The sequence below is a fragment of the Colwellia psychrerythraea 34H genome (genome assembly GCF_000012325.1).
Classification (GTDB): Bacteria; Pseudomonadota; Gammaproteobacteria; order Enterobacterales; family Alteromonadaceae; genus Colwellia; species Colwellia psychrerythraea_A.
Map to the genome: position 1 here is coordinate 2,900,919 of NC_003910.7, position 14,283 is coordinate 2,915,201.

The following is a 14,283-nucleotide window of genomic DNA, read 5'->3' on the forward strand; positions in this document are numbered from 1 at the left end:
AAATTAGTGGGACTTAAGTTAGCGTCGCTTAGTCTATAACGCTTCGGCGACTAACAACGGCTCCATTTAACTGGCTTAATAATTTTTCAGTATCATCCCAGCCAATACAAGCATCAGTAATACTTTGTCCATACACGGCTGCTCTACCTTTAACTAGACTTTGATTACCTTCAACTAAATGACTTTCAACCATAACACCAAAGATATTTTCATTGCCTTGGCTAATTTGCTCACTGACATCAGTAGAGACTATCATTTGATTTTCAAATTTTTTGCTCGAGTTAGCATGGCTAAAATCAATCATTACCTTAGTGTTTAAATCAGAGGTAGTTAATTGCTCGGTTACCGCTTTAACACTATCAGCATCAAAATTAGTCGTTCTCCCACCACGTAAAATGATATGACAATCACTATTACCTGTCGTTTCAACAATGGCAGCATGGCCAAATTTTGTAACTGATAAAAAGTGATGTGATGCAGAAGCTGAGCCTATGGCATCAATCGCAATTTTAATGGTACCGTCAGTTCCGTTTTTAAATCCAACTGGACATGAAAGTCCTGATGCTAATTCACGGTGAACTTGTGATTCAGTAGTACGAGCGCCAATGGCTCCCCAACACATAAGATCTGCCATATATTGCGGTGTGATCATATCTAAGAACTCGCCCGCCGTAGGTAAACCAAGGTCATTTAGTTCTACTAGTAACTTACGACCTAAACGTAAACCATCATTCAATTTAAAGCTGTTATCCATATAAGGGTCATTAATTAAGCCCTTCCAACCAACGGTAGTACGTGGTTTTTCAAAATAAACACGCATGACAATCTCAAGACTATCTTTGTACTCTTCACGAAGCTTTACTAAGCGTTGCCCGTATTCAAGTGCCGCTTCAGGATCATGTATAGAACAAGGTCCAATAACCACTAATAAGCGATCATCTTTACCTTTGAGAATATTGTGAATAGCAGTTCTGCCAGCAACGACTGATTTAGTTGCTTGCTCTGACGCAGGAAATCGTTCCAATAAAGCAATTGGAGGTAAAAGATCTTTAATTTTATTGATGCGTACATCGTCAGTTTGATACATAATTTCGCTCTCTACTGCTATTTCGTTGCTTATTTCATTACTATTATATTATTAGCATGAATGTTAACGATACTCTGACTATCAATTTGCCTAAGCAAATTAACCTCAAGTACCTTATTGTTAATTCCTAATTAGAATCCCAATATTAATCTAGCAGTGTTGATGGTTGAATGCCATGGAAAATTACGCTTACTGGCTAGTTTTTAGAATATTTAGTCTAATGGGGTAATAATCGGTAAATGATGCAAAGCTTAATAAGACTTTGCTTCATTTATGCTTGCAGCGATTCATTATACCAATTCCAATAAGTTTCTTCTCACTCAGCGAGAGTTAAAAGGCTTAGAGGCAAGGCATTGATTATAGAGAATGGTTATTCCCTTCTTAAAATTAATCACGCAGCATATAAGCCTTTTAAACTCGCCCTTTGGGAGCTTTCCAGCGATTCGATAACCGCACAGAATTTCTTTCATATAGAGTAACTATATGCAAAAAAATTCTATTTGTTCTCAAAACGCTGGTAAGCTCTGAGTAGGAACAAACTTAATGGACTTGGTATTATTTCAGTAATTCATGGCCCTCTGGTAACTGTTTTGCAATCCAAAGTGCTAACTTATGTTTCATATTAGGTTGATCTTCGTTCTCAACCGCTAATGCTTGAATTAGCTTATCATTGACTAATAAGCGATAAAGACTTTCTATCTTATCTTTGGCAGAGTTTGTGGCAGAAAAACTATTATAACCACGGTTAACTGCATACTTTTCACCAATGGTTAATGCTTTTTTAAGTAATTCAGCTTCATTTTTTAATTTTTTCATAGAATATCGACCTTGTAGCAATCTTGATTGTTATAACCATGCTTTATAATGCGCAAAAACACAAGGGTAAACACCGACGTACACCCTTGTATGAAAGCAATAAGTGACCAATAAACAAACAATTACAACTTTTAACATTTTGCTAGCTCTTCTTTTGATTTACATCATACAGTAGTACGATAGATCTCGTATAATTGCATCAATAAATTTAATTTCACTCAACTTTACAGGTGTGACTATGCCTATTTCACGTACAAAAAACTTACAACACAAAGCTTATATCCCTTCATCTGCCAGAGAAAATCAATATTTGATGGCTAAAATTCCGTTAACCGATGAATTAATAGCGCAGTATCAACCTCTTATCGATAACAGTAGTGAAACGCCATACGAAAAACTATATCAGCACCTTGCAAATAAGTTCTTTGCTATTAATGATAAGTTTTCTCTTGAGAGTGCACAGTTTATCGCCAACGATAAGTTCGCTCGAGTACGTTTTAGTCCAGAAAAATTTACCGCACAAACTAAACAACAAGTACTGTTTTTATATAACCCCAAATACCACACTAGTCGAAATACTTTCTTCAATGGCGCGAACAAAGCAAAGAAAATCACCTTGATATTCTTAGCAAACGGCGATGATATTCGTGGGCAGTCTGCAAAGTTTCATCAGATAGTAACTAAGGCGTTAATGGATTTCGCAAGTGAAACTGAAATTGCACCAGAACACATCCGAGTTAGTGATCATCAACATTTAACTTACGATTTATTTGCTAAAAGTAAAGGGATTGAAGGTAGCCAAGCGCATAAGTTTAGACCTATTGCAGACAGATACATGGCAGATCAGCACACCTTATCTGCACAAGCCAGAGCATTAACTTATGCCGTAGTCGATTTTCCTATTAACCGACGAGTTCGTGCCCTAGTGAGCAATGACGAAAATCCTCAAGAGCGTTACAACCCGCTTTATAACCTGATCGCTGATGCTTTTATCGGTGCAGCTAAAAAGCAAAACTTAAACAACGGTGCGGTAATCGCTAATGGATTAGTACCTATAATACGTTCTGGCGAAGATGAAAACGTTGTTACTTCTGGTGAGTTATTAATGCTTAGCTACAACCCATTACATACAAGTTGCGGTTATACCTGTAAATGGAATTCGGCTAAATTGGTAGACAGTGTTCAGCTAGTTTTTGTTGCCAGTGAACAAGATAAAACCAGCCATGGTTACGGTAAGTTTGTTAATGAAATTGAACAAGCGTTACACACCTTTGCTAAAAAACTAGATATTATTGGTGAGCAAGAAGAGATGATGGTTAGATTACATCAGCATGTTGGCTTTTATTTAAAATAATTTCAGTAATAATATCAGTAATGTAAAGTACCTATCATACGGTTGGGTACTTTACAACAACAACAACAACCAGATTAAAATTCATATTCGATAGCAACCCGTAATATATGTCCTTGGCTTTCACTGTTTATGCCAGTAATAAAAGCCGCTTCCCATTTCAATTGCTTCTGCCCACTAAAACGTTGAACGCCCATAAATGCAGGGCCTATACCAAGATAATCTTCTCCCGAATATACCTCAATGGCGGGTTGGAATTGTTCAAGATAACGATAGCGATATTGCATCCTAAATTCCGTTTCCATTTCATCTTCAAGGGTGTCGCCCCACTCATAAATTAAAAAGGCATTTAAGGTTAAGCTGGTACGGCCAAATTCTTTTTCGACAATAACGCCTGAAGTCACTTCCCAGTTATTATCTTCACGCTCTTTTTCAATCTCGAATAATAATCCCCAATCAGCCCAATATTGACCTTGCTCTGTAATCATCCATCGTGCTTCTATCTCATAGGCACTTAAGGAGAAATCATCATTACTATCACGTTCACCCACAAGGTAAAATTCCAACATAAGGTTGTCAGTTACCGATTGACCATACGCAAAACGTTGTGCTAAATCATTACTGACGCCATTTTCTCGTTGAGCGAGCATACGCCATTCAACTTCTCGCTCGTTAGGTAAAACATAAGGATGATAGACCTTATCAACTACGACGCCATCAGCTAAGACCGCATTTGATAAAACCAAACTCATAATAAGCGGAGTAAAGTTGAAAAGGCGCTGGCGAAGAGAAGTAAACATTAAGAAGTCCCTTTCATAAAAGAAGCGGTAGAGTTTTGTTTATAGGTGATTATTTTGACAATGAATATTGGTACGATAATCGCACTTAAATAGACAATTAACTCCATAGCCGACGGTGTTGCTTCATAACCAAATAAAATAGTAAGAAAATAGCCTAGCTCGGAGTCTTCAGCAATAAGATAATTAGTATTCCATAAGTGTGCATTACTAGAAATAATATCAACCTGCTCAAGCAGCTGTAGTCCTTGAATTAACTGACCAATACCAAATAACAGTAAAAAATAACAAACAATTTGACGTCTTAACTTTTTAGCCAAGGTAATTAAGATAAAATACAATAAAATGGCAATACTCAAACAAATCCCAGTACCGATTATCACGCCAACTACAATGCCAGAATACAAGGTATCAAGGGCCGTATTTTGAATAGTTAAACTCATGACATAAAGACTAAAATAACTACCATGAACACAAAAAACCAATAATAAGATGGCAAGACTTAGCAATGCTTTCTGCTGAGTTAACGTTTGCTGATCAAAAAACGTTTTATCTTGCCACTGTTTAAGGCTTGAAGTTTTGTGAAGTAAAAATGAAATGACAATGAAGCAATAAATTAAGCTAAATAGTATTGAAAAAAGAATTTCTAGACCTGTGCCTGATAATAACTGACTTAACCTTGGCATATAGTAACTTAATAAAAAGACGATGATTAAACCAATACCTGTTGTGGTGAGTAAGTAAGTAATCGGTAAGTAATCAAGGTTATTCTTTTCATTCTTATTTGATTGCTTATTTAATTGCGAAGCTTCCATCGTTCTTGATTTATACCTAGCATCTTGCTGAGCAAACAATAAACTAAACACTACAAAAATTGGCAGGATGTTTTGTAAAAAAACTAATACGGTATTAATTAACATTATCAGTCCCCCCATCAACAGCTGTCCCTAACTCTGGATCGGTAACAATAATAGTACCTCTGGCACTGCTTGGGTGATATTCACCAAAAAAGTCATAGTGCCCAGGGGACAATGGACCAATATAAATAATCGATTTTTGCTTAGGAAAAAGCACTTTTTCTCGGTTAAGTGAAAAACTATCAAACTCTTCAACACTGGCGTCTTGGTTATCAATAATCAGTTTAATTTTTTTATTTGAAGGTATGGTCATTTCAGCAGGATAAAAAAGGTGACTTTTCAAAATAATATTGAACTCTTCTCGCTGGGCTAAGGCGCTATAGCTTGTCATTACCAGTAACATATAACTGATAACACGCTTTACTTTATGCTGCATTACTGATCTTTTAAGCATGTTAGCTACGTTCATCCTTGTTATCTAATTGTCCAGCGCAACGTACAACTGCGTTCGCCTGTGATTCTTTTTGCGCTAGGCTTTGCTCAAGGTTCTTTTCAAGCTTTTGCTCAAGCACGTGATCAAATAAGACTTCAACGCGTAATCCACCTAATAATTTTGATTGCGACAATGTAATTTTTCCGCGATGCATATCAACAATATGTTTAACTATGGTTAAGCCTAAACCACAACCGAGTACGCTTGAGTCATGTTGATCGCCACCCACTCGATAGAATCGGTCAAAAACTCGATGGTATTCATCTGCAGGGATCCCTTCGCCTGAATCTTCAATGATAATAGCAATTTTATTTTGTGATTTTCTTTGATGATTGTCGTTTTGAATGTACTTAGTACTTACCTTTATCTCACCCTGTTGTGGTGTATATTTATTAGCATTTGATATTAAATTCGTTAACATTAACTGCAAAGAAATTTCATCACCCTTAAAGGTTAGCTCATCACTGGATAAGGTAATTGTTTGCTGTTTATTTGCAATATTTTGATAGAGATCTCCGATAACAGCTTGCAACAGTGTTTTTAATTTCACCTGTTGTTGACTCTGATTTATTTGGTCGGGATTGGTACGATTTAAATGCAGTATTTGATCAATCACATGCCCCATTCGCTCAACACTAACCTTAAGTGGTTTAATTAAATTTATTGGATATTGTTGTCCCTGCTCATTTAACTCTTGCGATAGATTATGAACATTTATTTTTAGCACACTTAACGGTGTTTTCAACTCATGAGCTGCATCAGCAGCAAAATGTCGTTCTCGTTCAAAAGCTAAGTTTAAACGACCAAGCAAGTCGTTTAAGGTAATAACTACCCGGCTTAATTCACTGTTATCAACGTGTAATGCTAATGGCGTAAAATCATTACTGCGTTTATTGGCTAGCGCAGTCGTTAGTTTATGTAGCGGTTTTAAACCTTGAGTAATAATGCCATAAATAAGAAATGACAATAAAACAATGGCAATTATCATCGGGGTAACTGCCGCAAGGATTACCTCTTGAGCAAGAAGAAACTGCTTCTTTAACGGTTGAGCTACGATTATCACCAATTCATTGTCGTTAGCTTCAAGGGCATTATCAGGGCCGTTACTTGTGAAATAATCGGAGGAATGATCCGGGCTACTGGCTAAATAGATGGTACGCCAACGTTGTCCGGCGAAATTCACTTCACCAAAGTGTGTCGGTGACTTATTCAAGCTCATTATCGGTTTTACCGGGGAATTAGCACTTTGGATAACTAAGGTATCGCCTTGCCACACTTGAAAGGCAAAACTAGTTTGTTGCTTGATCGTAACAAACTGCCGTTGCTTGGTATCAAAGGTTTGATGAAGGCCTTTTACTATTTGTGCAAAGTCGACTAATTGCTGTTCAAATAGCTTTTCAGCACGTGTCATACTCGCTTTGTAGCCTTGAATAGCCGCAATAAAGGTAATTAGCGTTAATACGGCAACTAAAGTTAATACCAGAAAACGGCGAATGCTCATAAATTTGTTTCTATGTGTGAGTTAATGTGAAGACACTTAATTTAAAGACAGCTCATTTCAAGACAGTTAGTCTTGAGGGTGATTAATGATGTAACCTACACCACGGACATTTTGTATGAATTTATTGGGCAGGTTCTTTCTTAATTTATGAATATGCACTTCGACAGCGTTACTCAGCACTTCTTCACCCCATTGATAGAGTTTAGATTCAATTTGCTCTCGTGATTGAATACGTCCGGCATTTTCCATCAACGCCTTTAATACCATAAACTCTTTTTTAGAAAAGTGCACTTCACTTGCACCATTCTGCGCGTTTATCTCACCTTCTTGTTCGTGATTTTGTTCGTTATTTACTTGGTTACATTGTAGTAAATATACTTTATGAGACTTAGTATCCAAGCTCACTCGGTCAATCGTAATCATTGAACTAGAAGCGGTGCCTAAGCGGCGCTCTATGACTCTTAACCTTGCCAATAACTCTTGCATATCAAACGGTTTTGCTAAGTAATCGTCTGCGCCATAATCTAAGCCTTTCACTTTACTGTCAATGCTATCTCTAGCGGTTAAAATAATAACCGGCAAGTCATTCTTTTTAGCTCTAATTTCTTTCAAGACCAGTAAACCATCAATATCTGGCAAGCCTAAATCAAGGATAACCATATCATGGCTAGGCACGGCTAAAGCGGTTAAAGCGAGCTTTCCTCTGGATAAATGATCGACAACAAAGCCTTCTCTAACTAAGGATTGCTGCAGTGCTTCAGCAAGCCCTTGGTCATCTTCTACTAATAAAATTCTCATGAGATTAGTTACCTTCTCGCCCAAAAAGTAATGTCTTGTTCCGTTAAAAAGTGTTCTGCATGTTCACCCTGCAACAACGCCAACGTTGCTAATATTCCTGCTTGAATACATTGAGGTGCAACGGTTGTAATTGAGCGTGGCGCATTGATTATCGGCCATCCGGTTGTAGCATTTAACACGTGTCCGTAACGAATACCTTCTTTAATCAAGTATCGTCGGGCATCTCCACTAGTGGCTAACGCCCCTTTGTTAAGTGCCACAATCATATCTTGTGGCTGGCCAAGTACATCACTGTCAGGGTGTTCAATCGCTACTTGCCATGCTTGATCATTAAGTCTTGGACCTGTAACAGCCAAATCGCCCCCTAAATTGACTAAAATAGGTTCATCCGTTATTTTTTTAGCTAATAATATAGAGCGATCCACCGCGTATTCTTTACCTATACCACCAAAATCTAGTTCCATATTTTGTGGTAAAGTAATGCTTTGTTGATCATAATCGACTTTATTCCAACCAACAAAACTAAGCAATTTGTTTACCTCGGTTGCGCTTGGAAAATGTTGACATTCCCCACTTAAGCTATCAAAAGACCACACTTTCCTCAGCACACCTGAACTAATATCAAAAAGGCCATCGCTTAATTGATAACATTGCTCAGCAAAATTGAGTAATAAGAAAGTTTCTTCATCAATGGCAATTCTGTTACCGGCATTGCTATTTATTTGACTGCAAACACTTTTGCTATCATATCGACTGTATTTGTCTTCAATACGCCAAACCTCACGGCTAACACATTGAGCAACTTGCTCTGCTAACCGCTTATTTTGAGATTGGACTATCACCTCACACGGACTAGCCATAGCATTAAAACTAATGCTATGGCTGTCTTGTTGGTTGCTGTATTTAAGTGTTCTTTTTTTTTTCATATTATTGAAAACAATAATTAAATATGTAGTGATAACAGTTTAAAATGAATAACTCACTTGTGCAATAATAGCCTCAACTACTGGATAAATATCTTGTCCGCTTAACGCATTCGGATCAGTAAATCCTGCATTAGTTGGCGTTTGACGATAATATTCAAGCCTGAAAGAAAGTTCATTTCCCCCATTAAGTACCACACCATATTTTGCGCCGACAGTAATTGCTGTCATTTCGCCAATACGATAATCGGCGCTAACAAAACCTATAGGTGCTTGCTCATCAATAACATATGGCTGGTAAAAATCAGCTTCACTTTGTTGGTAAAATCGAATATGCGGTTCAATATAACTTGTTGCGCCAACAGGAATAGTAAAGCGAGTATCAATAGTATGAGAATTAATTCCCCAGTCATCCCACATATAGCGATAAGAGACGTCTGCAACCGTATTAAGTAAGCTATCATCAAAATTATATTTAGCTTGCATAAAGGTACTCTGCTTTACCCTGGAATCTGGGCGACTTTCATATATATAATCTTGTGCTAACCCGTCAGTATTTAACACACTAACTACTTTAAAGGGGTCTGTTAAATAACCGTCAACCATTGAATATGAATAATTAAATGCGGTGATCATACGACGGTTTATCACTTGGGTAACACCAACAAGAATATCAGCTGTACTCTTATCATCACTATCCCCTATCCTGGTTTTAGCGAATTCAGCGTCCCACTCGGGTGAACTAGAGTCCCCAACTAACATTGATGAGTGCGGCTTTGGAATACCTCCTTCTGGGGTAAATGTATCTTGAAAGTAGCTTAAACCCATTGAAACAGTGGTATTTTTTTTATTAAAGTCATAAGCTAAATTTCCATTAACACCTAAAGACAAATAATCATATTCTTTAGAAAAATGTCCACCGACACTACCGGTAATATTATCCGATAATGGTTGTGTCCATTGGGCATTAAGTTGAACACGGGTATCATGGAATGTATCATCCAGCGGTGTTTCTCCTGCGGGTGTAACATACTGACCATTACCTGAAGGACGAGTGAATGTTTGCGCATTAGGTTGTGCAACCGCGCCGTTTGCTGATGCACCAGTTAGTGCATCAATCGTTAATTTCAGACTTAGAATTTCATCATTAGCAAAGGTTTTTGTGCCCGCAATAATCGCTTCAGTTGCACTCACTCTGTCTGCTTCCGAGTAAATCAAAAATGCACTATCAAATTGCCATTCGTCAGCTTCTGTTGCTTGCGCCACGCCAGCCGATAAAACACCCGTTCCAAGTAAAGCACTTGTCGCTAACGATAACGCTGCTTTTATATTAGGTTTTTTATTGGTTTTCTTACTTGTCTCATTTAGTTTATTCATTAGTTACACCCGCACCCACCGCCGCCAAAACTTTTTCCGCCACTCGATGCTTCTTTAGAAAAATAGATATGATCATCTAAAGCGGCATCAATCGGGCTTGATGTTAGCGCCATTTCTTTTTTTGCTAACAAATCACGTTCCCAAGGCTCTACCCCTAAACTACTGCAGGCACTAAGACTGACAGTGACAGCAGTTAATAAAGCAAGTTTAAATTTTGACACGTTCAATTTTGAAGTATTACCTTGCGATAACGTTTTAAATACAGGTTTATTCGCTTTCATGATTGTCTCGCTTTGTCTTGTTATGAGCCATGTTATGAGTCTTGTTAGGAATATCTTTAGAAAGAGTGGGTGATGATGAGTTGAGTAACCGTTTAATCTCATCTTCATATTGATTTATTTTACCGGTAAAAAAACCACTGTGACGATATTTAATCACGCCATCACGGTTTATTAACATGCTTGTTGGCATGCCTTGAATAGAAAAATGTTTAGCTATAGTGCCTTTAGGATCATAAATAACAGCAAATGACGCTGGATTATCTTGTAGAAATTGTTGGGCGTTCGTTTCATCGGCATCCAAATTTATACTGATTACAGTGAAACCTTGTTCCTTGAATTGCTGCTGAATTTTATTCATCCAAGGAAATGATTTAACACAAGGGCCACACCATGATGCCCAAAAATCAATATATACCACCTTACCTTCTTGCTTTAGCAACGCCTGTTCTAGGGACTGTTGAGGACTATCCACTTGTTCTGCTGCAGTGGCAGAAGCAGTAAAAGCTATTAAAAATAAAACCAAAGCGAGTGTTTTTTTCATCGACATATCCCTAGATGCTATTCATATAATTATTTTTAACAGTTTTAATAAAAAACCTTAAAACTACTTAGTGCCAGTAGCTTAAGATAGTAAACTTAACTAAAACTTAAGAAAATTAATTTTCAAATGAAGCGTTAACTAATCAAGCCAAATAATGGCTATGCTTAAAATATTCGTCTTGCCTAAAGGCGTTTATAATTCCAGCTGAATCCTGCATCTTCAAGTGAAGCGGTTATATACCTTAGAAGTAAATTAACATTCCCTTAAAAATTACTTTTGTATATACTGAGCCGCCATGGTGATAATTAATGATTCGATTAGATAATGACTACTCATAAGGCTTTTGCTTTATTGTATTTTTTATTATGCTTTTGCTTTTTAAGTACAAGTTATGCTCAGCCTTGTTTAGCAGAAACTGACTTAACTAACGAATATAATTACCAATTTTCATTGGAAGAATCCCTTGAAGAAACCGCCCTTTTAAACAGTAATTCCTATATAAAACCGTTTGACCACGCGACTCAGCTTTTTAAAGTCAAACCAGTAGAAAACCATATAAATCATACCTTGCCTTGCTGTAATCGTGGTCCCCCTTCGAATACCCTTATTAAACAGCAACCAATACTAGCTACCTAAACCACTTAGACATATGTGTTTCTAATTCGACCTGAAACGGGCATCTTCATGTGATTTTGGTATTAGCCCTAGCACTAAATTAGTAGCACAAAGGCTTAGTATTTTCTTTTTTTATTAAGCAGGTATTTCATTAACAATTAACTTGTTAAATACCCGTTAACAATTAAGATGCAAGTTTCAGAGTGGTTGAGCAACTTCAATTCAAAGCGCTATGATTCATAATGGTTTTTCAGGAGAATATGCTACTCATTCTCTAATAAGCTACGCTCATGTAGCATCATTATGAATCACAGTAACGATGGACTGATTTAACTCCCACTGAAATTCGCGTGAATGTTAACGAGTATCGAAGCCTCTTAACGCATTAGTAGCCCTTATCATGATTAATACTGTTATTCTCATCTTAGTTATCATCAGCTTTTTGATGATCATTACTGAAGACCTAATTCACATCAACAAAGCTAAAACCACACTTTTTTTTGGTACCCTTTGTTGGATTCTTGCTTTTATTTTTCCAATAAACAATAACCTAGCAAGTGAAACGACCCACCAACTTAACGAAAATCTACTTGAAATTGCCACCTTATGGTTGTTCCTAATGTCGGCAATGACTTTTGTTGCTTACTTAAACAGCAAAGGTTTTATTTCTGCACTAGTACAAAGAATATTACCTGAAAGGATATCTGAGCGTGGGTTAATGTTTGTCATTGCCATTTTTGCATTTGTCTTTTCCTCCTTTGCCGATAATGTTACTGCAACCTTAGTGTCTATTGCGGTGGTGATGAATTTACAATTAGAGGTAAAAAAACGATTAAAATATGCCACGTTAATTATATTTTCGGTTAACAGCGGTGGTGTTTCACTTATTACTGGTGATGTAACTACCTTGATGATATTTCTAGAAAATAAAGTGACTATTTCGAATCTACTCATTCTAATTTTACCTTCTTTTTTAGGCGTATTAACGTTAGCAAGTTTATTATCAATGAAACTATCCGGAGAAGTGAAATTAGCACAAACACGTATTAAGATTGCAAAATCCGATATCGTCATTGCACTCATATTTGTATTAACTATTTCAGGTACGCTACTCGCCAATGTACTATTTCATATTCCACCTGTATTAACTTTCTTGTTTGGTTTATCTATTATGTTTTTAGTTGCAAACCTATTACCTAATAAAAATAATCAAGATGCTTTAAATTATATAAGGGAAGTTGAATATGATGCCCTACTCTTCTTTTTAGGCGTGCTATTACTGGTAGGTATTTTAAAAGAAATTGGCGTACTTAATGGTTTTACTCAGCTATATCAATATTTACCTGCCATTACCGTAAACTATTTAGTTGGTTTCATGTCCTCTGTAATCGACAACGTGCCCTTAACGGCTGCGTTATTAAAATCAGGTGTTGATATGAAAATCACCGAGTGGTTAATGTTAACTTATGCAACTGGCGTTGGCGGTTCAATCCTAGTTATTGGCTCAGCCGCTGGGATTATCGCGATGAGTAAAGTTAAAGGGTTGAATTTCATTAGTTACTTACGAAATGCTATTTATTTAATTATTGCATATACCGTAGGTTATATTGGTGTTTATTTCGCAGCGAATTGGGCGCTCGCTTAACAATTACAGCCACTAAATTATCGTTATCCTCGCGGTTATAAATGGATATCAAAGCTTTTGTAAAATTGAGGTGTTTTAGTGGTTGTTACTTATTTAAGGTTCATATCGACCGAACAGTCAAACATGGTTTTAACAATAAATCGATAGGACAAGTGCATAACGAAAAGGCTCTGTTTAGTGGGAGTCGCCGCTTATACTTTATTGAAGGAAAACTCAGTTTTTTTAACTGAACGTAAATAACCGAAAAAGTTCTCCGTGAATAACTACGAGGCTAAATACTTATCGTATATTTTTTGGAACTCTCCACTTTCTTTTAAATACCTCAGTCCTAAATTAAAGTCGTCTCGTATTTGTTTGTCTCTAAATACTGGACGGTAATTCATTGGGTCTACTGTGATAAAATTATGCTCATCAACATCACTAATTTCTAATTCTTTCATTAACTCAATTTTATTAACAAAGTATTTGAAAATATAACGGTCACAGAGCACCACATCGAATCGCCCTAGTTGTAATAATTCAACTTGTTTTAATTGATCACTGACGCCAAAAAATCGGTTTTCTTTAACGACATTGTTTAACCAGTCGGGATATCGTTTTTCCGCGCCTTGAAAGGAAGCAACGTGAAGGGAGTCTAAGTCACTCGGTTTATTTATTGTAATATTTCTACTTTTAAGGGTAATAAAAATATTGTCATAAATAACGGCCGGATTCGCATAAAAACCATCCTTTAAATGAACGCCCATATCGCCCATCGCAGCATCGACCTGATTCTGACGAAAAGCGATAGGAACTCGACCTAAAGGAAAGTACAAAGGTTTTAGTGTATGTCCCTTATATGCCAAAGCAGCAGATATGATATCAATTTCAATCCCAGAATTACTTGTTTCAATAATATAAGGAGGGATCTCTTGGCTAAACGCCATTAAGACTTCGTGAGCGCTAGCTTTACTGCACATTAATCCACTGATAAAAAGAAAACAGTATTTGAGTAATTTAATTATTATTCCAAAAATTTATCACATGATACCTATAAGCAGTATATAGCAGTATATTGCTAATGATCAAACCCCATCAGCTAATGTGCAATTGAATTATGTATCCTATGACAAAGGCACAAATACAATCTCACCTAACTATTCAAATAACTCAAATCAAGACTGCTCTTTACTGAAAATACTCTATTCGCAAGAATATTATA

At 36.7% G+C, this 14,283-nt stretch carries 14 protein-coding genes; 2 read left to right on the forward strand and 12 right to left on the reverse strand.

Translation table 11 applies throughout. The features are described 5' to 3' along the window. Positions 1-28 precede the first annotated feature (28 nt). Together aroG and CPS_RS12395 are read right to left on the reverse strand one after the other, a co-directional pair. Positions 29-1,090, reverse strand: a complete 1,062-nt coding sequence (gene aroG / locus CPS_RS12390; RefSeq protein ID WP_041736987.1) for a 3-deoxy-7-phosphoheptulonate synthase AroG — start codon at positions 1,088-1,090, stop codon at positions 29-31. A gap of 552 nt (positions 1,091-1,642) precedes the next feature. After that, positions 1,643-1,903, reverse strand: a complete 261-nt coding sequence (locus CPS_RS12395; protein WP_041736989.1) for a DUF5062 family protein — start codon at positions 1,901-1,903, stop codon at positions 1,643-1,645. A 238-nt stretch (positions 1,904-2,141) separates the two neighbouring features. Between CPS_RS12395 and CPS_RS12400 the strand changes: the two genes are divergently transcribed. Continuing rightward, complete coding sequence (locus CPS_RS12400; RefSeq protein ID WP_011043587.1) at positions 2,142-3,257, forward strand: DUF3083 family protein; 1,116 nt, start codon at positions 2,142-2,144, stop codon at positions 3,255-3,257. A 74-nt stretch (positions 3,258-3,331) separates the two neighbouring features. On the opposite strand, the gene CPS_RS12405 is transcribed toward CPS_RS12400, so the two are convergent. The 9 genes from CPS_RS12405 to CPS_RS12445 all read right to left on the reverse strand — a co-directional run bounded on the left by CPS_RS12405 (position 3,332) and on the right by CPS_RS12445 (position 10,822). Then, positions 3,332-4,054, reverse strand: coding sequence for a hypothetical protein (locus CPS_RS12405; RefSeq protein WP_011043588.1), 723 nt, complete (start codon positions 4,052-4,054; stop codon positions 3,332-3,334). Then, positions 4,054-4,971 (reverse strand): hypothetical protein, encoded by a 918-nt coding sequence (locus CPS_RS12410; RefSeq protein WP_011043589.1) that lies wholly within the window; start codon positions 4,969-4,971, stop codon positions 4,054-4,056. The genes CPS_RS12405 and CPS_RS12410 overlap by 1 nt, the downstream gene beginning before the upstream one ends. Then, a complete protein-coding gene (locus CPS_RS12415) occupies positions 4,961-5,311 on the reverse strand; it encodes a cupredoxin domain-containing protein (protein ID WP_085961203.1) in 351 nt (116 codons plus the stop codon). Before CPS_RS12415 ends, CPS_RS12410 begins: the two co-directional genes overlap by 11 nt. A 52-nt stretch (positions 5,312-5,363) precedes the next feature. Then, complete coding sequence (locus CPS_RS12420; RefSeq protein WP_011043591.1) at positions 5,364-6,902, reverse strand: sensor histidine kinase; 1,539 nt, start codon at positions 6,900-6,902, stop codon at positions 5,364-5,366. 66 nt (positions 6,903-6,968) lie between these two features. Further along, complete coding sequence (locus CPS_RS12425; RefSeq protein WP_011043592.1) at positions 6,969-7,700, reverse strand: response regulator; 732 nt, start codon at positions 7,698-7,700, stop codon at positions 6,969-6,971. A gap of 8 nt (positions 7,701-7,708) precedes the next feature. Continuing rightward, complete coding sequence (locus tag CPS_RS12430) at positions 7,709-8,626, reverse strand: FAD:protein FMN transferase (RefSeq protein ID WP_011043593.1); 918 nt, start codon at positions 8,624-8,626, stop codon at positions 7,709-7,711. A gap of 39 nt (positions 8,627-8,665) precedes the next feature. After that, positions 8,666-10,000 (reverse strand): DUF3570 domain-containing protein, encoded by a 1,335-nt coding sequence (locus CPS_RS12435; RefSeq protein ID WP_011043594.1) that lies wholly within the window; start codon positions 9,998-10,000, stop codon positions 8,666-8,668. Next, positions 10,000-10,284 (reverse strand): DUF4266 domain-containing protein, encoded by a 285-nt coding sequence (locus CPS_RS12440; RefSeq protein ID WP_420794795.1) that lies wholly within the window; start codon positions 10,282-10,284, stop codon positions 10,000-10,002. Before CPS_RS12440 ends, CPS_RS12435 begins: the two co-directional genes overlap by 1 nt. Continuing rightward, positions 10,268-10,822 (reverse strand): TlpA disulfide reductase family protein, encoded by a 555-nt coding sequence (locus CPS_RS12445; RefSeq protein WP_011043596.1) that lies wholly within the window; start codon positions 10,820-10,822, stop codon positions 10,268-10,270. The genes CPS_RS12440 and CPS_RS12445 overlap by 17 nt, the downstream gene beginning before the upstream one ends. A gap of 1,015 nt (positions 10,823-11,837) precedes the next feature. Between CPS_RS12445 and nhaD the strand changes: the two genes are divergently transcribed. After that, a complete protein-coding gene (gene nhaD / locus CPS_RS12455) occupies positions 11,838-13,082 on the forward strand; it encodes a sodium:proton antiporter NhaD (RefSeq protein ID WP_011043598.1) in 1,245 nt (414 codons plus the stop codon). A gap of 263 nt (positions 13,083-13,345) precedes the next feature. On the opposite strand, the gene CPS_RS12460 is transcribed toward nhaD, so the two are convergent. Continuing rightward, complete coding sequence (locus CPS_RS12460) at positions 13,346-14,008, reverse strand: substrate-binding periplasmic protein (RefSeq protein ID WP_101156306.1); 663 nt, start codon at positions 14,006-14,008, stop codon at positions 13,346-13,348. Positions 14,009-14,283 lie beyond the last annotated feature (275 nt).